Source organism: Nocardioides panacis (assembly GCF_019039255.1).
GTDB lineage: Bacteria > Actinomycetota > Actinomycetes > Propionibacteriales > Nocardioidaceae > Nocardioides_B > Nocardioides_B panacis.
On record NZ_CP077062.1, the window covers coordinates 4,609,028 to 4,634,880 of the forward strand.

General features: G+C 72.3%; 30 protein-coding genes and 1 pseudogene. 15 read left to right on the plus strand and 16 right to left on the minus strand.

Annotated features, from left to right (window positions below; translation table 11 throughout):
• Positions 1–18: 18 nt before the first annotated feature.
• The 3 genes from KRR39_RS22450 to KRR39_RS22460 are packed head-to-tail and all read right to left on the minus strand — an operon-like array spanning position 19 to position 2,808.
• The gene (locus tag KRR39_RS22450) at positions 19–2,289 is read right to left on the minus strand and encodes a heavy metal translocating P-type ATPase (protein WP_216939575.1); all 2,271 of its coding nucleotides are present in this window, start codon (positions 2,287–2,289) and stop codon (positions 19–21) included.
• On the minus strand, positions 2,289–2,489 hold the full coding sequence (locus tag KRR39_RS22455) for a heavy-metal-associated domain-containing protein (protein WP_216939576.1): 201 nt from the start codon (positions 2,487–2,489) through the stop codon (positions 2,289–2,291). Before KRR39_RS22455 ends, KRR39_RS22450 begins: the two co-directional genes overlap by 1 nt.
• Before the next feature lie 28 nt (positions 2,490–2,517).
• A complete protein-coding gene (locus KRR39_RS22460; protein WP_216939577.1) occupies positions 2,518–2,808 on the minus strand; it encodes a metal-sensitive transcriptional regulator in 291 nt (96 codons plus the stop codon).
• 136 nt (positions 2,809–2,944) lie between these two features.
• Between KRR39_RS22460 and KRR39_RS22465 the strand changes: the two genes are divergently transcribed.
• Genes KRR39_RS22465 through KRR39_RS22470 form a run of 3 tightly spaced genes read left to right on the plus strand, consistent with a single transcriptional unit; the run spans position 2,945 to position 4,574 of the window.
• Positions 2,945–3,562, plus strand: coding sequence for a DUF47 domain-containing protein (locus KRR39_RS22465; RefSeq protein WP_216939578.1), 618 nt, complete (start codon positions 2,945–2,947; stop codon positions 3,560–3,562).
• A 2-nt stretch (positions 3,563–3,564) separates the two neighbouring features.
• Positions 3,565–3,699, plus strand: coding sequence for a hypothetical protein (locus tag KRR39_RS26610; RefSeq protein ID WP_436972010.1), 135 nt, complete (start codon positions 3,565–3,567; stop codon positions 3,697–3,699).
• Complete coding sequence (locus KRR39_RS22470) at positions 3,699–4,574, plus strand: inorganic phosphate transporter (protein ID WP_436972066.1); 876 nt, start codon at positions 3,699–3,701, stop codon at positions 4,572–4,574. The genes KRR39_RS26610 and KRR39_RS22470 overlap by 1 nt, the downstream gene beginning before the upstream one ends.
• Before the next feature lie 404 nt (positions 4,575–4,978).
• On the opposite strand, the gene pstB is transcribed toward KRR39_RS22470, so the two are convergent.
• From pstB to KRR39_RS25360, 6 genes and pseudogenes are all read right to left on the minus strand, one after another.
• Positions 4,979–5,758 (minus strand): phosphate ABC transporter ATP-binding protein PstB, encoded by a 780-nt coding sequence (pstB, locus tag KRR39_RS22475; RefSeq protein WP_216939579.1) that lies wholly within the window; start codon positions 5,756–5,758, stop codon positions 4,979–4,981.
• A 24-nt stretch (positions 5,759–5,782) separates the two neighbouring features.
• A complete protein-coding gene (pstA, locus tag KRR39_RS22480) occupies positions 5,783–6,910 on the minus strand; it encodes a phosphate ABC transporter permease PstA (RefSeq protein ID WP_216939580.1) in 1,128 nt (375 codons plus the stop codon).
• Positions 6,907–7,848 carry a phosphate ABC transporter permease subunit PstC gene (gene pstC / locus KRR39_RS22485; RefSeq protein WP_216939581.1) on the minus strand — a complete coding sequence of 314 codons (942 nt, stop codon included), beginning with the start codon at positions 7,846–7,848 and terminating at the stop codon, positions 6,907–6,909. Before pstC ends, pstA begins: the two co-directional genes overlap by 4 nt.
• Before the next feature lie 106 nt (positions 7,849–7,954).
• Complete coding sequence (pstS, locus tag KRR39_RS22490; RefSeq protein WP_216939582.1) at positions 7,955–9,067, minus strand: phosphate ABC transporter substrate-binding protein PstS; 1,113 nt, start codon at positions 9,065–9,067, stop codon at positions 7,955–7,957.
• A 144-nt stretch (positions 9,068–9,211) separates the two neighbouring features.
• Positions 9,212–9,790 carry a SixA phosphatase family protein gene (locus KRR39_RS25355; protein ID WP_367303764.1) on the minus strand — a complete coding sequence of 193 codons (579 nt, stop codon included), beginning with the start codon at positions 9,788–9,790 and terminating at the stop codon, positions 9,212–9,214.
• A pseudogene (locus KRR39_RS25360) lies at positions 9,751–10,119 on the minus strand (NUDIX hydrolase); the annotation flags it as partial. The gene KRR39_RS25355 and the pseudogene KRR39_RS25360, both read right to left, overlap by 40 nt.
• Before the next feature lie 44 nt (positions 10,120–10,163).
• Here KRR39_RS25360 and KRR39_RS22500 point away from each other — a divergent pair.
• On the plus strand, positions 10,164–11,240 hold the full coding sequence (locus KRR39_RS22500; RefSeq protein ID WP_216939583.1) for a hypothetical protein: 1,077 nt from the start codon (positions 10,164–10,166) through the stop codon (positions 11,238–11,240).
• Between the two features lie 68 nt (positions 11,241–11,308).
• On the opposite strand, the gene KRR39_RS22505 is transcribed toward KRR39_RS22500, so the two are convergent.
• Positions 11,309–12,292, minus strand: coding sequence for a hypothetical protein (locus KRR39_RS22505; RefSeq protein WP_216939584.1), 984 nt, complete (start codon positions 12,290–12,292; stop codon positions 11,309–11,311).
• A gap of 115 nt (positions 12,293–12,407) precedes the next feature.
• Complete coding sequence (locus KRR39_RS22510) at positions 12,408–14,648, minus strand: RNA degradosome polyphosphate kinase (protein WP_216939585.1); 2,241 nt, start codon at positions 14,646–14,648, stop codon at positions 12,408–12,410.
• Between the two features lie 88 nt (positions 14,649–14,736).
• Here KRR39_RS22510 and KRR39_RS22515 point away from each other — a divergent pair, with 88 nt between their 5' ends.
• Entirely contained in the window at positions 14,737–15,798 is a 1,062-nt protein-coding gene (locus KRR39_RS22515) for an alpha/beta hydrolase (RefSeq protein ID WP_216939586.1), read from the plus strand.
• Here KRR39_RS22515 and mshD read toward each other — a convergent pair whose 3' ends face one another.
• Positions 15,799–16,719: a mycothiol synthase gene (mshD, locus tag KRR39_RS22520; protein WP_216939587.1), complete on the minus strand. Its 921-nt coding sequence runs from the start codon at positions 16,717–16,719 to the stop codon at positions 15,799–15,801.
• Between the two features lie 39 nt (positions 16,720–16,758).
• Between mshD and KRR39_RS22525 the strand changes: the two genes are divergently transcribed.
• Positions 16,759–17,016: a hypothetical protein gene (locus KRR39_RS22525; RefSeq protein ID WP_216939588.1), complete on the plus strand. Its 258-nt coding sequence runs from the start codon at positions 16,759–16,761 to the stop codon at positions 17,014–17,016.
• A gap of 3 nt (positions 17,017–17,019) precedes the next feature.
• Here KRR39_RS22525 and KRR39_RS22530 read toward each other — a convergent pair whose 3' ends face one another.
• Positions 17,020–17,730 (minus strand): response regulator transcription factor, encoded by a 711-nt coding sequence (locus KRR39_RS22530; protein ID WP_216939589.1) that lies wholly within the window; start codon positions 17,728–17,730, stop codon positions 17,020–17,022.
• Positions 17,731–17,828: 98 nt separating this feature from the next.
• Here KRR39_RS22530 and KRR39_RS22535 point away from each other — a divergent pair, with 98 nt between their 5' ends.
• The 5 genes from KRR39_RS22535 to KRR39_RS22555 all read left to right on the plus strand — a co-directional run bounded on the left by KRR39_RS22535 (position 17,829) and on the right by KRR39_RS22555 (position 20,778).
• The gene (locus KRR39_RS22535; RefSeq protein ID WP_216939590.1) at positions 17,829–18,131 is read left to right on the plus strand and encodes a MoaD/ThiS family protein; all 303 of its coding nucleotides are present in this window, start codon (positions 17,829–17,831) and stop codon (positions 18,129–18,131) included.
• 216 nt (positions 18,132–18,347) lie between these two features.
• Positions 18,348–18,791 carry a thioredoxin family protein gene (locus tag KRR39_RS22540; protein WP_216939591.1) on the plus strand — a complete coding sequence of 148 codons (444 nt, stop codon included), beginning with the start codon at positions 18,348–18,350 and terminating at the stop codon, positions 18,789–18,791.
• A 293-nt stretch (positions 18,792–19,084) separates the two neighbouring features.
• Entirely contained in the window at positions 19,085–19,564 is a 480-nt protein-coding gene (locus KRR39_RS22545; RefSeq protein WP_216939592.1) for a DUF4395 domain-containing protein, read from the plus strand.
• 57 nt (positions 19,565–19,621) lie between these two features.
• Positions 19,622–20,482, plus strand: a complete 861-nt coding sequence (locus KRR39_RS22550) for a sulfurtransferase (RefSeq protein ID WP_216939593.1) — start codon at positions 19,622–19,624, stop codon at positions 20,480–20,482.
• Entirely contained in the window at positions 20,482–20,778 is a 297-nt protein-coding gene (locus KRR39_RS22555; protein ID WP_216939594.1) for a DUF1416 domain-containing protein, read from the plus strand. The genes KRR39_RS22550 and KRR39_RS22555 overlap by 1 nt, the downstream gene beginning before the upstream one ends.
• Positions 20,779–20,875: 97 nt before the next feature.
• On the opposite strand, the gene KRR39_RS22560 is transcribed toward KRR39_RS22555, so the two are convergent.
• The gene (locus tag KRR39_RS22560; RefSeq protein ID WP_216939595.1) at positions 20,876–21,832 is read right to left on the minus strand and encodes an SDR family NAD(P)-dependent oxidoreductase; all 957 of its coding nucleotides are present in this window, start codon (positions 21,830–21,832) and stop codon (positions 20,876–20,878) included.
• A 637-nt stretch (positions 21,833–22,469) separates the two neighbouring features.
• Here KRR39_RS22560 and KRR39_RS22565 point away from each other — a divergent pair.
• Complete coding sequence (locus KRR39_RS22565; protein ID WP_436972011.1) at positions 22,470–23,018, plus strand: NADase-type glycan-binding domain-containing protein; 549 nt, start codon at positions 22,470–22,472, stop codon at positions 23,016–23,018.
• 6 nt (positions 23,019–23,024) lie between these two features.
• Here the strand turns inward: KRR39_RS22565 and dtd are convergent, their stop codons facing one another.
• Positions 23,025–23,456: a D-aminoacyl-tRNA deacylase gene (gene dtd / locus KRR39_RS22570; RefSeq protein WP_216939597.1), complete on the minus strand. Its 432-nt coding sequence runs from the start codon at positions 23,454–23,456 to the stop codon at positions 23,025–23,027.
• A gap of 59 nt (positions 23,457–23,515) precedes the next feature.
• Here dtd and KRR39_RS22575 point away from each other — a divergent pair, with 59 nt between their 5' ends.
• Positions 23,516–24,355 (plus strand): beta-keto acid cleavage family enzyme, encoded by an 840-nt coding sequence (locus KRR39_RS22575; RefSeq protein ID WP_216939598.1) that lies wholly within the window; start codon positions 23,516–23,518, stop codon positions 24,353–24,355.
• Here KRR39_RS22575 and KRR39_RS22580 read toward each other — a convergent pair.
• Positions 24,352–24,714 (minus strand): DsrE family protein, encoded by a 363-nt coding sequence (locus tag KRR39_RS22580; protein ID WP_216939599.1) that lies wholly within the window; start codon positions 24,712–24,714, stop codon positions 24,352–24,354. The two genes, KRR39_RS22575 and KRR39_RS22580, sit on opposite strands and share 4 nt — an antisense overlap.
• Positions 24,715–24,843: 129 nt before the next feature.
• Here KRR39_RS22580 and KRR39_RS22585 point away from each other — a divergent pair, with 129 nt between their 5' ends.
• On the plus strand, positions 24,844–25,338 hold the full coding sequence (locus tag KRR39_RS22585; RefSeq protein WP_216939600.1) for a heme-binding beta-barrel domain-containing protein: 495 nt from the start codon (positions 24,844–24,846) through the stop codon (positions 25,336–25,338).
• Positions 25,339–25,395: 57 nt separating this feature from the next.
• The gene (locus tag KRR39_RS22590) at positions 25,396–25,839 is read left to right on the plus strand and encodes a Fur family transcriptional regulator (protein WP_216939601.1); all 444 of its coding nucleotides are present in this window, start codon (positions 25,396–25,398) and stop codon (positions 25,837–25,839) included.
• The last annotated feature ends 14 nt before the right edge of the window (positions 25,840–25,853 follow it).

The window sequence follows — 25,853 nt, forward strand, 5'->3', positions numbered from 1 at the left end:
CCGCCCGGACCCGCCTGCTCAGCTCCGGCGGTCCGGCGTGAACCTGCGCAGCCGCAACGAGTTCCCGACCACGCAGACGCTCGACGCGGCCATCGCCGCGCCCGCGATCATCGGGTCGAGCAGCCCGAGGGCGGCCACCGGCAGCCCCACGACGTTGTAGGCGAACGCCCAGAACAGGTTCTGCCGCACGGTCCTCAGCGTCCGGCGGGACAGCTCGATGGCGTCCGCCGCGGCCCGCAGGTCCCCGTGCGTGAGGGTCAGGTCGCTGGCCTCGATCGCGGCCGCCGTGCCGGTCCCCATCGCCACGCCGAGGTCCGCCTCGACCAGGGCGGCCGCGTCGTTGACGCCGTCCCCGACCATCGCCACCACCCGCCCCTGCGCGCGCAGGCCGGCGATGGTCGCCGCCTTGTCGGCCGGCATCACCTCGGCGATCACCTCGTCGATGCCGACCTCGGCCGCGACGGCCCGGGCGGTGGTGGTGTGGTCGCCGGTCAACAGGATCGGGTGCAGCCCGAGACCCCGCAGCCGTCGTACGGCGTCCGCGCTGGTGGCCTTGACGGTGTCGCCCACGTCGAACACCGCGGCGGGACGGCCGTCGAGCTCGACGAGCACGGCGGTGCGGCCGGCCTCCCGGGCGGAGCAGACTGCCTGGGCCAGCGCGAAGGGCAGTGTCTCGGACCGGGTGCCGCCGTCGGCGTCGGCCGAGGGCAGCGCCACGTCGGCCGGGGCGCGACCGACCCGCACCCGGCGGCCGTCGACGACGCCGGAGACCCCGATGCCCTCGTGGTTGGCGAAGTCGGTGACCGTCGGCGGCCGGGACTGCCACGGCTGCGGACCGGTGCGGGCGGCGTACTCCGCCACCGCCCGGCCCACCGGGTGCTCGGAGGACGCCTCGAGCGCGCCGGCCAGGCGGACCGCCTCGGCGTGGTGGGTGACCACGTCGTGCACGCCCATCACCCCGGTGGTGACGGTGCCGGTCTTGTCCAGCACGATCGTGTCGATGCGGCGGGTGGACTCCAGCACCCCGGCCTCCCGGATCACGATGCCGAGCTGGGCGGCGCGGCCGGTGCCGACGAGCAGTGCGGTCGGGGTCGCCAGGCCGAGCGCGCAGGGGCAGGCGATCACCAGCACCGCGACCGCGGCGGTGAACCCGCCGGCGGGGTCGCCGAGCAGGGCCCAGGCCGCGAAGGTGGCGACCGCGAGGCCGAGCACCACCGGCACGAAGACCGCGGACACCCGGTCGGCGAGCCGCTGCACCGGCGCCTTGGTGGCCTGGGCGTGCCGGACCAGGTCGGCGATCCGGGCGACCGCGGTGTCCCGGCCGACCCGGGTGACCTCGACGACCAGCCGCCCCGAGGTGTTCAGGGTGGCGCCGACGACCTCGTCGCCGGGGGACTTGTCGACCGGGACGCTCTCCCCGGTCAGCATCGACTCGTCGACGCCGGAGCGGCCCTCGAGGACGACCCCGTCGGTCGCGACCTGCTCACCGGGCCGGACCAGGAACCGCATGCCCGGCCGGAGCAGGCCGACCTCGACCAGCCGCTCGGCGCCGTCCTCGTCGAGCAGGGTGGCCTCGTGGGCGCCCAGGGCCAGCAGCTCGCGCAGCGCGGAGCCGGCGCGCTGCTTGGCCCGCGACTCGCTCCAGCGGCCGAGCAGCAGGAAGGTGGTGACGGTCGCCGCGACCTCGACGTAGGTGTGCATGCCGCCGGTCAGCGCCTGCACCAGTGACCAGCCGTAGGCGACCAGCGTCCCGAGCGAGACCAGCGTGTCCATCGTGCTCGCGCCGTGCCGGGCGTTGAGCGCCGCGGCCCGGTGGAACGGCCACCCGGCCCACAGCACCACCGGGGTGGCCAGCGCGAGCGCGGTGAGGCGTACGGCGGTCGTGTCGGGCACGCCGGGCAGCATGGTCAGCGCGACGACCAGCAGGCTGAGCGGCGCGGCGACCAGCAGCCGGCGCCGGTAGTCCGCGGCCAGGGCCCGCTCGTCGTCGGTGGCGGCGGTCGAGGACGCGTCGGTCGAGACCGCCGCGGTGTAGCCGGTCTGCTGCACCGTGCGGACCAGGTCCTCGACGCCGACGTCCCCGGTGTAGTCCACCGACGCGGAGGCGGTGGCCAGGTTGACGGTGGCGGTGACGCCGTCGATCCGGTTCAGCTTCTTCTCGACCCGGCCGACGCACGACGCGCACGTCATCCCGCCGACCAGGAGGTCGACGTGCCCGCCGCTCGAGCCGCTCGAGCCGCTCGCCCGTCGCGAGGAGCCGGGGGGCGGGGCGTCCCGCAGGGAGGCCATCAGGCCACCGCGTAGCCGGCCTCGTCGACCGCCGTACGCACCTGCTCGTCGCTCACGCCGACGCCGCGGACCAGCACGGTCCCCGCCTCGACGCTCACCTCCACGGACTCGACACCGGACACGGCGGAGACCTCCTCGGTGACGGCCGCGGCACAGTGCGCGCAGGTCATCCCGGTCACGGTGTAGGTGTTCTCGGTCACGCCGGTCTCCTCGTCGTACGTCGTCGGATCAGGTGCGGAGCAGCCGCGCGATGGCCGCGGAGGCCTCGGCGACCTTGGCGTCGGCCTCGGTCCCGCCGGAGGCGACCGCGTCACGCACGCAGTGGCCGAGGTGGTCCTGCACGAGGCCGACCGCCACGCCCTGCAGCGCCTTGTTCACGGCGGATACCTGGGTCAGGATGTCGATGCAGTAGGTGTCCTCGTCGACGAGCCGTTGCAGTCCCCGGACCTGGCCCTCGATGCGCCGCAGCCGCGCCAGGTAGGCGGCCTTGTTGTCGTGGTATCCGTGTGTCTCGGCCATGCCCCGACCATATACCCCCCACGGGTATCGACCAACCCTGAGTTGCGTGATGGAGGCGGTGTGCGCCTAGCATGTGTCACGGTTTGTTCACACCTGTGATCAGGCTTGTCGAGAGTCCGTATTCCAGGAGTTCGCCGTGGCTTTGCGCTTCCGCCCTGCCGACACCACGTTCTACGACCTGTTCACCCAGGCCGCCAACCACCTCGTCGACGGCGCGGCCCTGCTGGCCGAGATGCTCGGCGAGGGCAACGACCGCGAGGGCATCGCGCAGCGGATGCGCGACGCCGAGCACGCGGCGGACGAGACCACGCACGCGATCATCCGGCGGGTGAACAGCACGTTCGTCACGCCGTTCGACCGCGAGGACATCTACTCGCTGGCCTCCAGCCTCGACGACGTCATGGACTTCATGGAGGAGGCCGTCGACCTGACCCTGCTCTACGAGGTCGTGAAGCTGCCCTCCGAGCTGGCCAACCAGGTCGAGGTGATCCAGCGGTGCGCCGAGCTCACCGCCGAGTCGATGCCGCGCCTGCGGACGATGGCGGACCTCGAGGAGTACTGGATCGAGATCAACCGCCTGGAGAACCTCGGTGACAAGTCCTACCGACGGATCCTCGCCAAGCTGTTCAGCGGCAAGTACGAGGCCCTCGAGGTCATGAAGCTCAAGGACGTGGTCGACTCGCTCGAGGCGGCGATCGACGCGTTCGAGACGGTGGCGAACATCGTCGAGCAGCTCGTCGTCAAGGAGTCCTGAGGGTGGACCTCGCGATCGTCATCGCGGTCGTCGCCGTCGCCCTCGTCTTCGACTACACGAACGGGTTCCACGACGCCGCCAACGCCATCGCCACCGCGGTCTCGACCCGGGCGCTGACCCCCGGATCGCGCTCGTGATGGCCGCGATCATGAACTTCGTGGGCGCCTTCCTCGGCCAGAAGGTGGCGCAGACGGTCAGCGAGGTCATCGACCTCTCGCACGTCTCGTCCCCGAGCCACGGCCTGGTCATCGTGCTGGCCGGGCTGATCGGCGCCATCGGCTGGAACCTCGTCACCTGGTACTTCGGGCTGCCGTCGTCGTCGTCGCACGCGCTGATCGGCGGGCTCGTCGGGTCGGCGCTGGTGGCCGGCGGCGTCATCCGCTGGGCCACGATCGTCGACAAGGTGCTCATCCCGATGATCGCCTCCCCGCTGGTCGGCTTCGGCCTGGCCTTCCTGGTGATGCTCTCGATCATGTGGATCTTCCGGCGCCGCAACCCGCACCGGGTCTCCCGCGGCTTCCGCCTGGCCCAGACGGTCTCCGCGGCCGCCCTGGCGCTGGGCCACGGCCTCCAGGACGCGCAGAAGACGATGGGCGTGATCTTCCTGGCGCTGGTCACCGGGAACTACATCTCCCCGGACTCCGACCTGCCGCTCTGGGTGATCTTCTCGGCCGCCTTCGCGATCTCGGCCGGCACCTACTCCGGTGGCTTCCGGATCATGCGCACCCTCGGCCGCAAGATCATCCACCTCGACCCGCCGCGGGCCTTCTCGGCCGAGTCGGTGGGTGCGCTGGTGCTCTACACGACCGCGTTCGTCTGGCACGCGCCGGTCTCCACCACGCACATCATCACCTCGGCGATCATGGGCTCCGGCGCCACTAAGAGGCTGTCCGCGGTCCGCTGGGGCGTCGCGAAGAACATCCTGGTCGCCTGGGTCTCCACCTTCCCGGCCGCCGGCATCTTCGCCGCGGTGGTCTACCTGATCCTGAAGTTCGTCTTCCAGCTCCCCTGACCCGGCGGCTCTGGCGCGAGCGCGCCCGACCCGGCGGCTCTGGCGGCGCGAGCGCGCCCGACCCGGCGGCTCTGGCGGCGCGAGCGCGCCCGACCCGGCGGCTCTGGCGGCGCGAGCGCGCCCGACCCGGCGGCTCTGGCGCGAGCGCGGCCGACCCGGCGGCTCTGGCGCGAGCGCCATGCACGGACGGACCGTGTCCACCCCCGTAGGAGACACGGCCCGCCACGCACTGCCCCCCGGCACTGTCCGACCCCCCGGACAGGAACGAGACGGGCCACCCCGACCGTCATGACGCAGAAATCGGACATTTCTCCCAGGTGCCCCGAGAACGGTGACGAGGGGTCACCCGGGGCACGGACGACCGACCCGCCGGAAGGTGCCGGGCCTGGCGCGGGGGCGGGGGATCAGCCGAAGCGGCCGGAGATGTAGGCCTCGGTGGCCGGCTGCTCGGGGTTGCTGAAGATCTTCCGGGTCGGGTTCATCTCCACCAGCCGGCCGGGCTTGCCGGCGGCCGAGAGGTTGAAGAACCCGGTGTCCTCCGAGACCCGCGCGGCCTGCTGCATGTTGTGGGTGACGATCACGATCGTGTAGTCGCTCTTGAGCTCGTGGATCAGGTCCTCGATCGCGGAGGTCGAGATCGGGTCGAGCGCGGAGCACGGCTCGTCCATCAGCAGCACCTGCGGCTCGACGGCGATCGCGCGCGCGATGCAGAGCCGCTGCTGCTGGCCGCCGGACAGGCTGGCGCCGGGCTTGTTCAGCCGGTCCTTGACCTCGGTCCAGAGGTTCGCGCCGCGCAGCGACCGCTCGACGATCTCCTCGGCCGTCTTCTTCGGCATCTTCTTGGCGTTCAGCCGCGAGCCGGCCAGCACGTTCTCGGCGATCGTCATCGTCGGGAACGGGTTCGGCCGCTGGAACACCATCCCGACCTGGCGGCGCACCTCGACCGGGTCGACCTCGGCGCCGTACAGGTCCTGCCCGTCGATCACGATCTTGCCCTCGACGCGGGCGCCGGGGATCACCTCGTGCATCCGGTTCAGCGAGCGCAGGAACGTGGACTTGCCGCAACCGGACGGACCGATCAGGGCGGTCACCGAACGCGCGGCGATGCTCATCGTGACACCCTCGACGGCCTTGAAGTCGCCGTAGTAGATGTCGAGGTCGGAGACGTCGATGCTCTTGGCCATGGTTCTCTCTTTCGAACGGGGAGGTCAGCGGCCGGACTTGGGGGCGAAGTAGCGCCCCACCGCCCGGGCGAGCAGGTTGAGGGCCATCACGATCACGATCAGCACGAGCGCCGCTCCCCAGGCGCGCTCCTGGCCGTACTCGGCCGGGACGCCCGGCTGCGTGTAGGAGTAGTAGATGAACACCGGCAGCGTCATCATCCGCTCGGCGAACAGGTTGGTGTTCACCGAGTCGGTGGAGCCGGCGATGATCAGCAGCGGCGCGGTCTCGCCGATCACGCGGGCGATGGCCAGCGTGACGCCGGTGATGATGCCGGCCAGCGAGGTGGGCAGCACGACCTTGGTGATCGTGCGCCACTTCGGCACGCCGAGGGCGTACGCCGCCTCGCGCAGGTCGTGCGGGACCAGCTTGAGCATCTCCTCGCAGGAGCGCACCACGATCGGGATCATCAGCAGCGAGAGGGCCACCGCCCCACCGAAGCCCATCCGGACGCCCTCGCCGAAGAACAGCACGAACAGCGCGTAGGCGAACAGGCCGGCGACGATCGACGGGATGCCGGTCATCACGTCGACCAGGAAGGTGATCGTGCGGGCAGCGCGGGAGCTGTTGCCGTACTCCACCAGGTAGATCGCGCTCATCAGGCCGATCGGGACGGAGATCACGGTGGCGGCCAGCGTGATCAGCAGGGTGCCCAGGATGGCGTGGTAGATCCCGCCGCCGGGGCCGATCACGTTGCGCATCGAGAAGGTCAGGAACTCGGCGCTGACCACCGGGGCGCCCTCGGCGAGCACCTTCCAGACCAGCGCGACGAGCGGCACGAGCGCGACCGCGAACGCCGCCCAGACCAGCGTCGTGACCAGCCGGTCCTTCGCGGCCCGGGCGTTCTCCACGACCCGGGACCACGACGGCAGCACCACGGCGTACAGCAGGACCGCGACGATCGCCCAGCCCACCACGCTCCAGCCGAGCAGCAGGGCCAGGATCGCCGAGGTCGACGCGGCCACGGCGGCGACCAGCCAGGGTGCCCACTGGGGCAGCCGCGGGCGGCGCAGCGCGAGGTGCGCGGAGCCGGCCGGCGCGGTGGCGGTCGGAGGGGTCACGGTCGGGGCCTCGGTCGGGGTCGGCGGGTGGGTCGTCTTCGCGCGGGGGCTCATGCCATCCTCCGTTCGCGCCGGCCCACGATGGAGCGGGCGGCGAAGTTCACGGCGAAGGTGATCACGAACAGCACCAGGCCGCTGGCGATGAGGGCGTTGACCCGCAGGCCGGTCGCCTCGGGGAAGCCGAGCGCGATGTTCGCGGCGATCGTGGACGGGTTCGTGGTGCTGATCAGGTTGAAGGTGATCACGCCGCTCGCCGACAGCACCATGGCCACGGCCATCGTCTCGCCGAGGGCGCGGCCCAGGCCCAGCATCACGGCCGAGACGATGCCGGAGCGGGCGTAGGGGAACACCGCCAGCCGGAGCATCTCCCAGCGGGTCGCGCCCAGGGCGAGCGCGGCCTCCTGGTGCAGCGTCGGCGTCTGGGCGAAGATCTCCCGGGTGATCGCGGTGATGATCGGCAGCACCATGATCGCCAGCACGATCGCGGCGGTCAGGATGGTGCGGCCGGTCGCCGACGCGGGCCCGGCGAAGAACGGGATGAAGCCCAGGTGGTCGGCGAGCCAGGCGTAGACCGGGGCCAGCTTCGGGCCGAGGAACGCCAGGCCCCACAGGCCGTAGACGACGCTGGGTACGGCGGCCAGCAGGTCGACGACGTACCCGAGCGGGGTGGCGAGCCGGCGCGGGGCGTAGTGCGAGATCACCAGCGCGACACCGAGGGCGAGCGGGGTGGCGATCAGCAGGGCGAGCACGGCCGCGAGCAGCGTGCCGAACAGCAGCGGCCACACGTAGGCCACGAAGTTGGCGGCTCCGGCCAGGTCGTCCGGGCCGGCGCTGAAGGCGGGGATGCCCTCGACGGTCAGGAAGATCGCGACGCCGGCCAGCGCGACCAGGATGACGTAGCCGGCCGCCCGGGTGGCGCCGGCGAAGATGCGGTCACCGGGGCGCTGCTTGACCTTGCGAGCTTCCGTCGGCGGTGCTGCGGTGGCGGTCACTGTCTCGTCCTTCGTCTCTCGGGTGCTGCCGGTCCTACCGACGTCGGGGTCCGTGCCTCCGGCAAGTCGCCGGCGACGCGGACCCCGAGCGGGTGGATCGTGCGGATCAGCCGGCCTTGATGGTGTCGACCTGCTTGGTGGCCTCGTCGCTGAGCGTGCTCGACAGCGGCGCCGAGCCGGCTGCCTTGGCCGCGGCGGCCTGGCCGTCGGTGCCGACCAGGTAGGACAGGTAGCCCTTGACCAGGTCCGCGGTCTTGGCGTCGGAGTACGTCGGGCACGCGATCACGTAGGACACCAGGACGATCGGGTACGCGCCGGACTCGGTGGTCTTGCGGTCCACGTCGATGGCGATGTCGCCGGCCGGGCGGCCCTTGACGCGGGGCGAGACGTCGACGGTCTTGGCGGCCGACTCGGCCGACGGGGTGACGTACGCGCTGCCGACCTTCACCTGGGCGACGCCGAGGTCACCGGCCTGGCTCTCGTCGGCGAAGCCGATCGAGCCGGCGCCGTTCTTGACCGACTCGATGACGCCGGAGGTGCCGTTGGCGCCCTCGCCGGACTTCAGCGGCCAGACACCGTCGGGCTCGTTGGTCCAGGTGTCGGGAGCGACCGCGGAGAGGTACTGGGTGAAGTTGTCCTGGGTGCCCGAGTCGTCCGAGCGGTGCACGGGGGTGACGGCCGTGGAGGGCAGCTTGACGCCGGAGTTGTCGGCCGCGATCGCCGGGTCGTTCCACTTGGTGATCTTGCCGGCGAAGATGCCGGCGAGCGCCTCGGGGGACAGCTTCAGGTCGCTGACGCCGTCGAGGTTGTAGACCACGGCGATCGGGCTGACGTAGGCCGGGACCTCGAACGCCTCGGTGCCGCCGCAGGTCTTCTTGGAGGAGGCGAGCTCGGTGTCGGCCATGTAGGAGTCCGACCCGGCGAAGGAGACGCCGCCGGCGAGGAACTGCTCGCGGCCGCCGCCGGAGCCCACCGGGTCGTAGTTGACGGTGGCGCCGCTGTTGGCGGTCTGGAAGGCGGCGGTCCAGGCACCCTGGGCGGCCTCCTGGGCGCTCGAGCCGGCGCCGTTCAGGGTGCCGCTGAGCGTGGTGCCGCCCGCGGCCGTGGTGTCGCTGGACGAGGGCTGCTCGTTGCCGGCGGCGCACGCCGTCAGGCTGAGGCCGAGGGCGAGGACCGCGACGGACGGTGCTGCGGTCCGGCGGAAGGACGAGAGCTTCACTTCTGGCTCCTGTGATCTGTTCAGGACATGACTGGTCGAGACCGAAGTTAGGCAGCGCAGGTGAAGCGACCGGCCGTCTCCGGTGAACGGAAGGTGAACGCCAGCAACCGGTTTGGTCACCGCTCGTCGGACGTGAGACGGCGGTCACGTGAACGACGGTGTGTCGCCGCGCGACAGGCCGTTCCTCAGGCGGTGTGCTGCTCCACGGCGACCACCCGGCCGCGGCGGTGGTGGACCACCACCATCGCCCCCCGCGTCGAGCTTCGGGTCGGGGACGCCGAGGGCCGCGTAGACGTGCGGCAGCACCGGTCGGTGGGTGCAGACGACGGCCGGTTCACCGGCCTCGATCAGCCCGTGCACCAGGGCCTCGACGGCGTCCGGGTCGACCTCCTCCTCGGACAGCTCCCGACTGGTCTCCACGTCCACGTCGAGCACGTCGGCGTACGGGCCGACGGTCTGCCGGCAGCGGGTGCTGGTCGAGCTGACCACCCGCTGCACGCCGTAGGCGCCCAGGACCGGCACCACCTGCTCGGCCTGCAGCTCGCCGTCGGGGTGCAGCGGGCGCAGGCGGTCCTCGTCGGTCCAGGCCTTCCGGGGGTCGCCTTGCCGTGCCGGAGCACGACGATCGGGTTGCTCCGCTTGCGCAGGCCGGCCGCCTCGGCGAGCGTCTCGCGGTCGCGGCGGTAGGACAGCATCCGGCCGGCCTTCTCGACCGGCACCCACTCGAGGCCGTCGATCTCCGCGTTGAACCGGAAGCCCGACACGTCGTCGTGGCCGACGACTCGGGCCACCCAGTAGTGCACGAGCTTGTGCTTGGTCGACCCGTTGCGGACGTCGTACTCCTGGGTGCTCAGCGGCGGCCCCAGGCGTACGTCGAGACCGGTCTCCTCCGCCACCTCGCGGACGGCCGCCGTCGTGGTGTGCTCGCCGGGATCGAGCTTGCCCTTGGGGAACGACCAGTCGTCGTACTTCGGCCGGTGCACCAGCAGCACCTCGGGGCCCTTGCGCACGACCACCGCCCCCGCTGCGACGATGAGGTCTGCCTCGGTCATGCAATCAGGTTATGGCCTCGGGACCCGCGGAAGGTGAACGCCAGGTGTACACACGTGTCGTGGTCTACGTCGCAGGCCTGCTGGTCGTCGCGGCGCTCGCCGGCGTGGTGGCCTGGCGGCTGCTGGGCGCGACCTCGACCTACGAGAGCGCGATCGACACCCTGCCCCGCACGACCTTGCGGGCGACGTACACCGACTGGGCGCAGGTCCGCGACAGCGCCGGCGGTACGACGCTGGGCAGCGTGTCCTCGAAGGCCGACGTGCAGGCGTTCCTTACCCGGGCCTACGACCTCGACCTCACCTCCGGCTCCGCGCTCGCCGAGTCGACGTACGCGATGCGCGAGGCCTACGGCTTCTCGCCCATCGACGCGAGCTGGGAGGCGTTCGGCCAGGGCCGCGACGGGCAGGTCGACGTGGTGCGGGTGGCCGACGGCGTCGACCTCGACGGGGTCGAGCGGGCGCTGCGGCGGCTGGGGTACACGCCCCCGCGCGGCGGCTCCGGCACCGGCGGGGTGTGGGTCGGCGGGCCGGACCTGGTCGCCCAGATCGACGCCGACCTCACGCCGGTGCAGCAGAACGTCGCGGTGTTCCCCGACGAGCACCTGGTGCTGATGTCGGACAACGCGGCCTACCTGTCGACGGCGACGGCGGTCGCGAAAGGCTCGGCCGACGGGCTCGGCCACGTCGCCGGCGTCCACGGCCTGGCCGCGGCGGCCCACGAGCCGGTGGCCGCGACGCAGTGGGTCTCGACGTTCGCCTGCGAGGACCTGAGCATGGGCGCGGCCGACGACGGCGACCGGGCCGAGGGCGAGCGGCTGGTCGCCAGGGCCGGCGACGCGGGACCCTTCGAAGGCCTGGTGATGGCCCTGCAGCCCGACCGGTCGCTGGTGGTCGGCCTGCACTTCGAGAACGCCGACCAGGCGGACCGCAACCTGCAGACCCGGGTCGACCTCGCCTCGGGTCCCGCCCCGGGGCAGGGCGGCTCGTTCGCGGACCGGTTCGAGATCGCGTCCGGGAAGGCCGACGGCCAGGACGTGGTGATCACGACCAAGCCCACCGGCCGCACCGCCTCGGTGCTGTCCGACCTCGCCTCGGGCCCGGTCCTCTTCGCCACCTGCTGACCCCCGTGGCGATAGTCCGTGACGAACTTGTCGTCCCGGACCCGTCTCGGGAACAAGTTCGTCACGGACTATCGCCAGTGGGGCGGCGGCACCAACGTCCAGGTACGTCGACCGGGTGGCACCCGGCGCGCCCGGGCGTAGGCGGCGTGGATCCGCCCGGTCACCCGCAGGACCTGCGACAGGTCCGGGCCGGTGACCCGGAACACCTCGAGGTCGTGCGCCCGGAAGCGCGCCTCCCGGTCGACGTCGGCGCTGTGCCGCAGGGCGTCGCGGTGGTCCTCCCCGTCGTACTCGCCGACGACCCCGGCCACCGGGTCGAGCAGGTCGGGGTACCCCAGCAGCCGGCCGTCGAGGTCGAACAGCGGCGGGTTCACCACGGGGCGGGGACGCCGCGCGTCGAGCTGCCAGACGAGCCGCAGCCGGGTCTCCTGGGGCGAGCGGCTCAACGCGTCGCCGAGAGCGACCGCCTCGCGCGCCTGCGGCACGCCCGTCCAGGCCGGGTGCGCGTCGACGTACTCCCGGACCCGGGCCAGCGAGGCGCAGGACGCGGCGAGCATCATGTCCAGCGCGACCACCGCCTCCCGGGTGCTCGCCGCGAACCGCATGGCGTCGAAGGTGGCCCGCAGGACGGTCGTGCAGGGAACGCCGTCGACCAGCACGATCTCGTCGTCGAGCAGGATGTCGCGCAGCAGGTCGTCGCCGGGCAGCCTCCGGATCTGGTGCAGCGGCCCGCAGTTCAACGGCACCGGGAGCGGCGTCCGGCCGTCCCGACGGAGGCCGTCGAAAAACGCGGCCCGGTGCATCCGGCAGGCCGCCCAGCCGGTGACCGCGCCGCCGTGCAGCCGCATCGACTGCTCCAGGATCCGCTGCTCGGGCACGGTCGCGTCGACGTCCGCGGGCACGAACAGTCCCCGGCTCGTCGTACGCCAGTGCGGCCCGCGGGCCTCGCCCGGGGTGGGGCCGGTGCGTCCGGACGGGTCGGCCGGCACGGGGCGCACCAGCCCGGTGGGCGGCCGGCAGACCGGGTCCCACCGATGACGTGGAAGCTGCATCCCCCCAACGTGCCGGGAGATGCGGCCCTAGAAGCGGTTGTCCACAGCCCTGCTCGTCCAGCCCGATAGTCCGTGACGAACTTGCTGCGGACATGCCCTCCGGACTACAAGAACGTCACGGATTATCGGGGGAGGTGGGGTCTTGGGTGGGCGCGGTGGCCCGGTGGGTACGGCGCCGGCGCTTCTGGGCCACCAGCACCTCCTGCAGGTCGCGCAGCGGGTTGCCGCCCTCGTCCACGTGGTGCCGGGTCCACTCGCCGTCCGGGCCGAGCCACCAGGACGCCGTGCGGTCGTCGAAGGAGAGGTCGAGCAGCCGGCCGACCTCGTCGATCTGCTCCTGGCCGGGCAGGTCGACCAGGCACTCGACGCGCCGGTCGAGGTTGCGGTGCATCAGGTCGGCCGACCCGATCCACACCGAGGGCGACCCGCCGTTCTCGAACCAGAAGACCCGGCTGTGCTCCAGGAACCGGCCGAGCACCGAGCGCACCCGCATGTTCTCCGAGAGGCCCGGGACCCCCGGACGCGCGGAGCAGATGCCGCGGGTGAGCAGGTCGACCGGGACGCCGGCCATCGAGGCACGGTAGAGCTCGTCGATGATCGACTCGTCGACGATGGAGTTCGCCTTGATCCGGATGCGGGCGGGACGGCCGGCCGCGTGGTGCTCCACCTCGCCGCGGATCCGGGCCAGCAGCCCGTCGCGCACGGAGTCCGGGGCGACCAGCAGGTGCTCGTAGGACGCGTTGCGCGAGAAGCCGGACAGGTTGTTGAACAGGTGCGCGACGTCCTCGCCGATCCCCTCGTGCGAGGTGAGCAGGCCGTAGTCCTCGTACATCCGCGCGGTCTTCGGGTTGTAGTTGCCGGTGCCGATGTGCACGTAGCGGCGGATGCCCTCGGGCTCGTCGCGGACCACCAGCGCGAGCTTGCAGTGGGTCTTGAGCCCGACCTGCCCGTAGACCACGTGGCAGCCGGCGTGCTCGAGCTTGCGGGCCCAGCGGATGTTGGCCTGCTCGTCGAAGCGGGCCTTGAGCTCCACCAGCACGAGCACCTGCTTGCCGGCCTCGGCGGCGTCGACGAGCGCCTCGATGATCGGGGAGTCACCGGAGGTGCGGTAGAGCGTCTGCTTGATCGCCAGCACGTGCGGGTCGTCGGCGGCCTGCTCGATGAACCGTTGCACCGAGGTGGCGAACGAGTCGTAGGGGTGGTGCAGCAGCACGTCGCTGCGCCGGACGGCCTTGAAGACGTCGACGGGCGAGGCGGACTCCACCTCCGCGAGCTGGCTGTGCGTGGAGGGCACGAACGCGCGGTACTTCAGCTCGGCCCGGTCGATGTCGGCGATGTCGTGCAGCCCGGTGAGGTCGAGCGGTCCGGGCAGCCGGACCACCTCGCCGGGGGTGATGTCGAGCTCGGAGACCAGCAGCTCGAGGATGTGGTCGTCGATGGACTCCTCCACCTCGAGCCGGACCGAGGGCCCGAACCGGCGGCGCAGCAGCTCCTTCTCGAGGGCCGCGAGCAGGTTCTCGGCGTCGTCCTCCTCCACCTCGAGGTCCTCGTTGCGGGTCACCCGGAACGTGTGCACGCCGAGCACGTCCATGCCGGGGAACAGCCGCTTCATGTGGTCGGCGATGACGTCCTCGAGCGGCACGAACCGCTGGTCGCCGACCGGCACGAACCGCGAGAAGATCGGCGGCACCTTGACCCGGGCGAAGTGCTCCTTGCCGGTCTTCGGGTTGCGCACCAGGACGGCGAGGTTCAGCGAGAGCCCGGAGATGTAGGGGAACGGGTGCGCCGGGTCGACCGCCAGCGGGGTCAGCACCGGGAACACCCGGTCCTTGAAGAGCTTCTTGCACTGCTTCTGCTCCTCGCGGGTGAGGTCGGCCCAGCGCAGCAGCTCGATGTCCTCGGCGGCGAGGGCGGGCACGATCTCCTCCCGGAACAGCCGCGCCTGGCGCTCCATCAGCGCCGACGTGGTGCTCCAGATCTGCTCCAGCACCTCCCGCGGCAGCAGCCCGGACGCGGCGGGTACGGCGACCCCGGCGGCGATCCGGCGCTTGAGGCCGGCCACCCGGACCATGAAGAACTCGTCGAGGTTCGAGGCGAAGATCGCCAGGAACCGGACCCGCTCCAGCAGCGGCAGCGTGTCGTCCTCGGCGAGCTCGAGGACCCGGGTGTTGAAGTGCAGCCAGGACACCTCGCGGTCCAGGAACCGTGCGGGCGGGAGGTCCGGTGCGGAGGCGTCGTACGGCGGCTCGATGTCGAAGGGCTCGGAGGGCACCGCGCGCAGGTCGGTGGGTCCGTCCTGGGCGGGGCCACCGACGTGCGCGGCCAGCGAGCTGCCGGTGGTGGAGTCGGCGGTCATGTCGTCATCGTGTCACCACCAGGTGAACGGGAGGTAGCCAAAGTGCGGGCCTCGGGGTGGTTTGCGACGGGGCGGGTAGTTTGCGGGCATGCCCAGCCCCTCGCCCTCCCTCCGCGACCGGATCGACGCGGGGGTCCTCGCCGCGGTGCTGCGCCTGCCGTCCCGGCTGCAGCGGGTCCTCGCCGGCCGGCCGGTGCTCCGCGACGGCCAGACCCTGGACACCGAGACCCAGCTATTGCTCCGGCTGCAGCGGATCACCCGCGACCCGGGGCTGTCGGGCAGCACCATCGCGGACATCCGCCGGGACACGGACCGGCAGACCTGGCTGGCCGGCGGACGGCAGCCGATCGGGGCGGTCCGGGACCTCGAGGTGCCCGGCGCCGACGGCCCGATCCGGGCCCGGCTCTACACCCCGCGCTCCCGGGTGGCCGGCTCCGAGCCCGCGCCGCTGCTGTTCTTCGCGCACGGCGGCGGGATGGTGTTCGGCGACCTGGACTCCCACGACGCGACCTGCCGGCTGCTCGCCGAGCGGGCCGACGCGCTGGTGCTGGCGGTGGACTACCGGCTGGCCCCCGAGCACCCGTTCCCCGCGGCCGTCGAGGACTGCTGGGCGGCGTTCTCGTACGTCGCCGGGCACGCCGCGACGTACGGCGCCGACGCCGGGCGGATCGCGGTCGGCGGCGACTCGGCCGGCGGCACGCTCGCTGCGGTCACCGCGATCCGGGCCGCCGAGGAGGGGGTGCCGCTGGCGTTCCAGCTGCTGGTCTACCCGGCGACGAACCTCGTCGACGACAGCGAGAGCCGGCGGCTGTTCGGCGAGGGCTTCTTCCTGACCAGCGAGTTCATGGAGCTGGCCCACTCCTCCTACGTGACCGGCGCCCACGAGCTCGCGGACCCGCGGGTGTCGGTGGCGTTCACCGAGCGGCTCCCGGACGGCCTGGCCCCGGCGCTGGTCGTCACCGCGGGGTTCGACCCGCTGCGCGACGAGGGCGAGGCCTACGCCCGGCAGCTCGCGGATGCCGGGGTGCGGGTCGAGCTGCGCCGCCACCCGGGGCAGGTGCACGGGTTCTTCAACGTGGTGGGCGTGGGCCGGTCGAGCCGCGCGGCGGTGGCCGAGGCCGCCGCGAAGCTCAAGGCCGCGCTCCACTAGTCAGTCGCGGGCGTACATCACGTGGGTGTCCGCGGCGGCGTGCGTGAAGCCGAGCCGCTCGTAGACCGCGACGGCCGGGGCGTTGTCCGCCTCGACGTACAGGATCACCTCGCCGGGGCCGCGGCCCGCCAGGTGGTGCAGGCCGGCCAGCGTCAGGTGCTTGCCGAGGCCGCCGCCCTGCGCGTCCGGCGCGATCCCGACGACGTACACCTCGCCGAACGGCGGCGCGCCCTCCGCGTGCACCTTGGTCCAGTGGAAGCCGAGCAGGTCGTCGCCGCGCCAGGCGAGGAGGAAGCCGGCCGGGTCGAACCACGGCTCGGCGATCCGGTCGTCGAGGTCCGCGCGGGTCATCCGGCCCTGCTCGGGGTGGTGGGCGAACGCGGCGGCGTTCACCGCGAGGAACGCCTCCTCGTCGGCCCCCACCCGGAACGCCCGTACGTCGATCCCGTCGGCCGGCGCGCCGAGGTCGGGGAGCCCGGACAGCGGCCGGCGCATCACCCACAGGTCGCGCACCCGGGCCAGCCCGAACCGCGGGGCGAGTGCGGCGGCCGCGGGGTGGTTGCCGTGCGACCAGGCGGTCAGCCGGCCGGTGCCCGGGACGGCCGCCGCCGCGAGCGCCGCACCGAGACCCGTGCCGCGCGCCGTCGGCGCGACCACCAGGTCGAGCGCCTCGTCGTGCAGCCAGGCGAGCCCCAGCGCGGGAGCGTCGCCGGGGCCGTCGGCGGGAGCCGCCAGCCAGAGCGCCGATCCCTCGAGGCCGCGGTGCCGCAGCGCGAGCAGGGCCGCCTCGTCGAGGGGCGCGGACCCGTCCGCGGCGGTGGCCGCGTCGACGAGGCGACGGACCTCCGCGGCCGGACCTGCGGGATTGTCCCACCGGAAGTCGGATCGCGCGACGCGCAGAACGGTGCTGGCGGGAGTCATGCCGCAACTTTATGCTCGACGCGACGAGAGGGGCCTGTGATGCAGGTGTTGCTCATTTTGGTGGCGGCAGTGCTCGCACCGCTGCTCGGTCTCGCGCTGCTGCTGTGGCTCGCGCACCTCGAGGACACGCTGCCCCAGGACGTGCAGCGCGCCCGGCACCGGCCGGAGCCCGCCCCGATCCTCGCGATCCTGGTGCGCGGGGCACCGGTGCGGCCGCCGGTGAGCGTCCCGGTCCAGCGCACCGCCCCGGAGTCCGAGCGGTTGCCCGACGTGGTGCCCGGCACCGCGGTGGCCTGAGGGTCAGGCGTTCTCGCGCTCCTGCGCGGGCTCCTTGGGCGGCAGCACGAACCGGTAGCCGACGTTGCGCACGGTGCCGATCAGGGTCTCGTTCTCGGGGCCGAGCTTCGCGCGCAGCCGGCGCACGTGCACGTCCACGGTGCGGGTGCCGCCGAAGTAGTCGTAGCCCCACACCTCCTGGAGCAGCTGCTCGCGGGTGAACACCCGGCCGGGGTGCTGGACGAGGTACTTCAGCAGCTCGAACTCCTTGAAGGTGAGGTCGAGCGGTCGGCCGCCCAGCTTCGCGGTGTACGTCGAGTCGTCGACGGTCACCTCGCCGGAGCGGATCACGTGCGACTCCGGGTCGTCGGCGTCGCGCTGCGCGGCGAGCCGTCCGACGGCGAGGCGCAGCCTGGCCTCGAGCTCGGCCGGGCCGCAGGTGGAGAGCAGCACGTCGTCCATGCCCCAGTCCGCCGCGACGACCGACAGGCCGCCCTCGGTGACGATCATCAGCACCGGGGCGTCGGAGCCCGTGGTCCGGATGAGCCGGCACAGGTCCCGCGCGTGGGCGAGCTCCTTGCGGCCGTCGACCAGGACCACGTCCACGTCGGGCGCGTCGAGCAGCGCGCTCCCCTCGGCAGGCAGGATCTTCACCTGGTGGGTGAGCAGGGCGAGCGAGGGAAGCACGTCAGCCGAAGGCTGGGTCGTGCTGGTCAGCAGCAGCAGGGTGCTCATGGCACCTCCCGGTCAAGGGGTCTCGCCGACTCGCCGTTGAGCCGCTGAAGCGCCGGACGGGCCCGAGCCGTCTTGCGCGATACGAGAGGATACCGAACATGAGCGACCGATCGGACCGCAGCGTCTCACCGGAGAGCAACGTCACCGTCCGCTACTGGGCTGCCGCGCGGGCCGCGGCGGGCGTCGAGTCCGACGAGGTGGCCGTGTCCGCGGGTACGACGCTGGCCGACGTGCTGGCCGCCGTACGCACGCTGCACGCCGACCGCGACCGGCTCGCCGACGTGCTGTCGGTCTGCTCGGTGCTCGTCGGCGACCGTCCGGTGGGGTCCCGCGAACCCGGCGACGTGAGCGTCGTGGCGGGGGACACCGTGGAGCTGCTGCCGCCGTTCGCCGGCGGCTGACCGGGGCTGTCCAAAGGCAGCGATCTTTACCGTGAAATCCCGCTTTCGCTTGATATACAAGGGTTATCGACCTGCGCGCCTCCGGGCAGCGCGGTCCCGCAGCCGCCTCGGAGCGGTCCGCCACCTCCCAGGTGGATCGCTCCGGGGCCCTGTTGTCCCGGTCACGTCCCGGACGACGGCGGAATCAACCCGGCCTCCGCCCGGTTGGGAGACGACATGAGCCAAGGTGCGTGGGTCCTCGTCGTCGCGCTGGTCCTGGCCACCGGGTTCGGTCTCTGGCGGGCGGCGCGCGACGGGCGCTTCCGCGGCACCCACCGGCTGCCCGCGGTCCCCGCGGCTGCGGCCGCGGACGTCGAGCCGGGGGTCCTCGACGGCCTCGGCCACTCGCTGGGGGAGCGGGCCACGCTGCTCCAGTTCTCGTCCGCCTTCTGCGCGCCCTGCCGCGCGACCCGCCGGATCCTCGGCGAGGTCGCCACCCTGGTGCCCGGCGTCGCGCACGTCGAGATCGACGCGGAGCAGCACCTCGAGCTGGTGCGCCGGCTGGGCATCGTCCGGACGCCGACCACCCTGGTGCTCGACGCGCAGGGCGTCGAGGTCTCCCGGGCCAGCGGTGCGCCATCCAAGGACGCCGTGCTCGCCACCCTCGCCGGCGCCGTCTGAGCGTCCACATGGCGGACGGTGTGACCACATCGCGAGACGGCTGTTTCCGGACCGGTCGGCGCTCTGCGTACTGTGGCGTCATGTCCTCGACCATGCTCACCAAGCGCCGCGCAGTGGACCACTGCCGCGTGCGCTCGGCGCTGTGTCGAATGTCCTGACGGACGTCGCCCACCTCTCTTTTGTCGACTGATCTACTCGACTAAGATTCGAGGTCGTGCCGGTTCTCCCGGCCGCACCGACGTGTCCGTGCCTCTGCCCCGCAGTCCAGGCCGATCCCCTCGCAGGAGACCCACGTGTCCACCACCACCCGCACCGCCGAGACCTCGGTCGGCACGCGCACCCGGATCGACCCGCGCGGCCCGCGGTTCGCGGCGACGCTGACCACGGTGCTCCTCGCCGTCGCGCTGGTGCTCGCCCCGTCGGCCGCCACGATCACGCTGCTCGCCGTCCAGACCGTGGTGTTCGCGATCGGCGCGTTCCTCGGCATCCAGCACACGCCCTACGCCTGGCTGTTCAAGACGCTCGTGCGTCCCCGCCTCGGCCGACCCGCCGAGCTGGAGGACGCCGCGCCGCCGCGGTTCGCCCAGGCCGTCGGCCTCGGCTTCGCGGTCGTCGCGCTGGCCGGGTACGTCGCCGGCGTCGACCTGCTCGGCGCGGTGGCGACCGGCTTCGCCCTCGCGGCGGCCTTCCTCAACGCGGCCTTCGGTTTCTGTCTCGGTTGCGAGGTGTACCTCCTCCTCCAGCGCGCCCGCCCCGCCCGCACGACCCCCTGACCTCACAGCACTCATCAAGACAACCGCCCGGACCGACCGGGCAACGAAAGGAACGCCATGAGCCGCGACACCGCACTCGTGAACGCCGACTGGGTCGAGCAGCATCTCGACGACCCGAGCATCGTCCTGGTCGAGGTCGACGAGGACACCACGGCCTACGACAAGGGCCACATCCGCAACGCCATCAAGCTCGACTGGACCACGGACCTCCAGGACCAGGTCCGCCGCGACTTCGTCGACAAGGCGCAGTTCGAGGAGCTCCTGTCGAACAAGGGCGTCGCGAACGACCAGACAGTGGTGCTGTACGGCGGCAACAACAACTGGTTCGCCGCCTACGCCTACTGGTACTTCAAGCTGTACGGCCACCAGGACGTCAAGCTCCTCGACGGCGGCCGCAAGAAGTGGGAGCTCGACTCCCGCGAGCTGACCGACGACACCGTCACCCGCGAGAAGACCAGCTACACGGCAGGCGAGCAGGACCTCTCGATCCGCGCGTTCCGCGACGAGACCGTCGAGGCCATCGGTGTGAAGAACCTGGTCGACGTACGCAGCCCCGACGAGTACGCCGGCCGGCTGCTCGCCCCGGCCCACCTGCCCCAGGAGCAGGCGCAGCGCGCCGGCCACGTGCCGACCTCGATCAACGTCCCGTGGAGCAAGAACGCCAACGACGACGGGACCTTCAAGTCCGACGAGGAGCTCACGGCGCTCTACGCGGACGCCGGGATCGACGACGGCAAGGACATCATCGCCCTGTGCCGCATCGGCGAGCGCTCGTCGCTGACCTGGTTCGTGCTCAAGGAGCTCCTCGGGCACGAGAACGTCAAGAACTACGACGGTTCGTGGACCGAGTACGGCTCCCTCGTCGGCGTCCCGATCGCGCTCGGCGACGAGCCGGGCTCCGCCGAGGGTGGGCGCTGATGTGCGGCGCGACCACCGGCGGCGTCTCGCTGGACGGCGTCAACGTCGCCAAGGAGTCGGTGATCCAGGGCGTCGTCACGCGTGACGACCAGCCGGTCGGCAACGCCTACGTGCGGCTGCTCGACAAGACCGGCGAGTTCACCGCCGAGGTGCCGACGTCCGCGACCGGTCACTTCCGGTTCTTCGCCGCTCCGGGCGAGTGGACGCTGCGCACCCTGGCCCCGAAGGCCGACGTGGTCGACAACAAGGTGGTCGCCCAGCAGGGCGTCGTCGCCGAGGTCGCCGTAGCGATCTGACGCACCCACCGGGTGGTCGAGCCTGTCGAGACCGCTCCGGAACCCCAGGACCCCCGGGCTGCCACAGCCCGGGGGTCCTTCCGTTCCACGGCGAGGGTCAGGCCGCCACCATGCTCTGCCGCCCGACCTCCCACCGGACCTGCCGGGGCAGCCCCTCCTCGATCCTCACGGCGGGCACCCAGCCCAGCATGTCCTCGGCCAGCCAGCCGGCTCCACCCGTCCGGGCCACGTCGCCGGCAAGGTCGGGCACGTGCGCGACCTTCAGCGGGTGGCCGAGCTCCCGCTCGATGATGGCGAGCACGGCGTTGATGGTGACGGTCTGGCCACCGGCGACGTTCAGGACCGTGCCCGGCGCGACGCCCCGGGTGCCCGCGGCCACGGTCGCCGCCACCACGTCCTCCACGAACGTGAAGTCGCGGACCTGGGTCCCGTCGCCGGTCACCGTCAGCTGGCCGCCGGCGAGCCCGGTGCGGATGAACCGCGAGAAGGCCATGTCCGGACGCTGACGCGGGCCGTAGACGCTGAAGTACCGCAGCGAGACCGTCGGGGTCCCGTAGTTCGCGGCGTACAGGCCGCACAGGTGCTCCGCGGCCAGCTTGGTCACGCCGTACGGGCTGTACGGCTGCGGCCGGACGCTCTCGTCGCACGGGTAGACGGCCTGGTTGCCGTAGACCGACGAGCTCGACGCGTAGACGATCCGGCCGACGGAGGCGTGGCGCGCCGCCTCCAGGAGCGCCTGGGTGGCCGCGACGTTGTGCTCCAGGTAGCGGTGGAAGTCGTGCGCCCACGAGGACGTGACCCCCGGCTGCCCCGCCAGGTGGTAGACGACGTCGGTGCCGTCGAGCCGCGCCAAGGCCTCGGGCGCCGAGGCGTCCGCCTCCAGGAACTCGAAGTTGCCGTAGGCCATCGCGGCCGCCAGGTTCGAGCGCTTCTGGGCGACGTCGTAGTAGTCCGTCATCCGGTCGACGCCGAGGACGTCGTGTCCCTGGCGCACCAGGTGGTCGACGAGGTGGCTGCCGATGAATCCGGCCGCACCCGTCACGAGATACTTCATGGTGACGATCCCCTTCGTCAGGTCCCTCGGCAGTGGCGCTGGGTGCCCCTTCGCAGACGCGCGGGCGTAGTTGCCTGCACCGCTAGTACAGCCCGCCCTCGGCCCCTCCGAACAGAGCAGAAGTCCGGTATGCCGGTGCGGACTCAAGTCCCCGGTGAGGAATCGGGCGAACGGTCGATCTCCCGCTGCCCGACGTCCGCGCCAGGGTGCGCTATCCGACCGGTCCTCGCCGCACTTGGCGGCTGGGCGCGCTTGTCCGTAGGGTCGTTGCTCATGTCCGACCCGAACAGACCCCGTGAGGTGCCCCCCGAGCTCCCGCCGGAGTACGCCGAGGCGTACCGACGCGGCTACGAGAGCGCGGTGCAGCAGGCCGGGGGGAGTGAGCTCGACCAGCCGGGGTCCGCGGGTGCGCACCGCGCCGAGCCCGAGCAGCCGCTGTTCGACGAGGGGTTCTTCGACGAGGACCCGGACCAGGACTCCCGTGTCCCGCGGCAGCGCCCGGCCTGGCTCGTCCCGGCACTGCTCGCCGGCCTGGCGGTCGTGCTCCTGCTCGGCGCCTACGGCATCGGCCGGGTGGTCTCCGGGAACCTCGCCGGCACCGACGTGAAGCCGGCCGAGCCGGACGGCGTGGTGATCGGTGAGGACGGCTCGACCGGGGGGAGCGGCTCCGCCCAGCCGTCGAAGAAGCCCGGGGGGCACGCCGTACGCCGGCACCACCGACACGGCCCCGATCGGTGGCGCCTCGGCCACCTGCCAGTCGGGGAACGGGGTCGACTCGGCGGGCAACCTGGTCAGCTACTCGCCCGGGAACGTCTACGACGAGGACATGACCACCGCCTGGCGCTGCGACGGCGACGGGACCGGTCAGCAGCTGACCGTCGACCTCGCCGGGAAGACGAAGATCGGCGAGGTCGGGCTGGTCCCCGGCTACGCGAAGACCGACGTGCGCAGCGGCACCGACCGCTACGCCGAGAACGACCGGATCACCCGGGTCCGCTGGGTCTTCGACGACGGTACGACGGTCGAGCAGACCTTCGACCCCGCCCCGTCGAACCGGTCGATGCAGTCGATGCGGATCCCGGTGACGAAGGCCCAGAAGGTCGTCGTCGAGGTGCTGGACTCCGAGCGGGGAGACCGCAACACGATCGCGGTCAGCGAGCTGCGGATCGGTGCGGTCGCCCGCTGAGCCGCCTCAGGGCTCCGGAGCGTCGAGCACCAGGGTCATCGGGCCGTCGTTGACGAGGCTGACCTGCATGTCGGCCCCGAACGCGCCGCGGGCGACGGTGGCGCCGAGCCGCTCGAGCTCGGCGCACACCTGCTCGTAGACCGGCTCGGACACCTCGCCCGGGGCGGCGGCGTTCCAGGTCGGGCGCCGGCCCTTGCGCGCGTCGCCGTACAGCGTGAACTGGCTGACCACCAGGACGGGCGCGGCGACGTCGGAGGCGGACCGCTCCTCGCGGAGCAGCCGCAGGTCCCAGATCTTGCGGGCCGTCCAACTCACCTGGGCGGGGCCGTCGGTGTGCGTGACGCCGAGCAGGACCAGCAGCCCCTCGTCGATCGCGCCGACGATCTTCCCGTCCACGGCCACGGACGCCTCAAGGACTCGCTGGATCACGACACGCATGAGCAGATCTTCCTGTTCCGGTTCGACGGGGTCGCGGTGAGTCTGCCAGCATGACCGCCATGACTGTGCCCACCGACCGACTCCTGATCACCGTCGCGCCGACCGGCGCGGAGACGGCCAAGGACGACGTCCCCCAGCTGCCCACGACGCTCGAGGAGCTCGTCGAGACCGCCCGGCGCTGCGAGGCGGCGGGCGCCGCGATGGTGCACGTGCACATCCGCGACGACGCGCACCGGCCGACGCTCGACCTCGGCCGGCTGACCGCGACGGTGGAGGCGCTGCGGGAGGCCACGGACCTCGTCGTGCAGCTGTCCACCGGCGGCTCCGTGCACGACCCGCTCGAGCGGCGCCTCAAGGTGCTCGACGCGGAGCCGGACGCGTGCAGCCTCACGATGGGCACCACCAACTTCGGCGACGACGTCTTCAGCAACCCGTGGCCGTTCATCACCGAGCTCTACCAGCTCTCGCAGGAGCGCGAGGTGGTGCCCGAGTTCGAGCTGTTCGACCTCGGCCACGTGGCCTCGCTGCGCCGGCTGCTGGCGACGTACGGGCTCCCGTACGGCGGCCGGGTGCACGTCGACCTGGTGATGGGCGTCCCCGGCGGCATGCCCGGCACCGCCGACGCCCTGGTGGCAGCCGTCGGCGCCCTGCCCGCGGAGGTCACGTCCTGGTCGGCCACCGGCATCGGCCGCTCCACGCTGGCGGTGGCGCTCGCCTCGCTGTCCAAGGGCGGCCACCTCCGGGTCGGCATGGAGGACGTGCTGACCCTCGCCAAGGGCGTCCCGGTGGAGCACAACGTGCAGCTCGTGGACCGGGTCGTGGAGCTGGGGCGGCTGGCCCAGCGGGTCCCGATGACCACCAACGAGGCGCGCGAGCTGCTGCAGGTCAGGCCGCGCTAGTAGACCAGCGCCTGCGCACCGTCGGCCAGCGCCTCCTCGACGAACGCGGCGGCGCCGGCGATGGCGATCCCGGGCAGCACGTCGCCCTGACCGAGGCCGCGACGGGCGGCGCACTGGGTGCACAGCGTCACCGTGCCGGCGTCCAGGACGATCGCGAGCAGGTCGGAGAGCGGGGTGGCGTGCGGCAGCGAGAACTCCTCCGCGCGCCCCGGCGTCGCGAACCAGGCGGCCTCGCCGGTGAGCCACAGGCTGACCGCCGCGCCGGAGGCGACCCCGGCCGCGGCCACCGTGAAGGCCTGGTTGCACCGCTCCGGGTCGGCGTCGCCGACCGTCACCTTCACCACCAGGCTCCGTGTCATGCCCCGACCCTATATAGACTCCCCGGCATGGAAGCCGTCTTCATCTCGCTCATGGCCATCGTGGTGCTGCTCACCGGCTACGTCGCCCTCGTGGTGCTCTACAAGCTGTTCAAGACCCAGAGCTGACCCGTGCCGTTCGAGCTGCCGGACAACCTGCACCCCGACTGCGCCCCGATCGCCTGGCTGCTGGGCACCTGGCGCGGCAACGGGCACGGTGACTACCCGACGATCGACGCGTTCCAGTTCGGCCAGGAGTGCATCTTCACCCACGACGGCCGGCCGTTCTTCCACTACATGAGCCGCGCCTGGATCGTGGACGAGCAGGGCGAGAAGGTCCGCGACGCGGCCATCGAGACCGGGTTCCTGCGGCCCAAGGCGGACGGCACCCTCGAGTGGCTGCTCACCCACAACACCGGGTTCGCCGAGGTCTACCACGGCACCTCCGAGGGCGCGAAGATCGAGGTGAGCACCGACGCCGTGGTGCGCACCGAGACCGCCAAGGAGTACGTCGGGGGCCACCGGATGTACGGCCTCGTCGAGGGCGACCTGCTCTGGGCCTACGACATGGCGGCGATGGGCCAGAAGCTCCAGCCGCACCTGTGGGGACGGCTCGTCCGCCAGTAGCGGCGGCCCGGTCCCACCGGGTGTCCCGCCGCCTACGCGCTACCTACACTGGGGGCGATGACCCACCACGCGCACGAGCACCCGCCCCCCGCCGGGGACTGGCAGGCCACGCTGCGCTCGAAGGGCTACCGGCTCACCCCGCAGCGCGAGCTGGTGCTCCGCGCGGTCGAGCGGCTCGGGCACGCCACCCCGGACGAGATCCTGGGCGCCGTGCGCGAGGAGTCGCAGGCGGTCAACGTCTCCACCGTCTACCGGACCCTGGAGCTGCTCGAGGAGCTCGGGCTGGTGCGGCACGCGCACATCTCCGACCGGGCGCCGACCTACCACTCCGCGGCCGCCCCCGAGCACGTCCACCTGGTGTGCCGGGAGTGCCACGGCATCACCGAGGTGTCGCCGGCCGTCGTGGAGCCGCTGGTCGCGTCCGTGCGGTCGACGTACGGCTTCGAGACGGACGTCGGCCACCTCACGGTGTTCGGCACCTGCGGGCGCTGCGCCTCCTGAGGCGGGAAGGATCG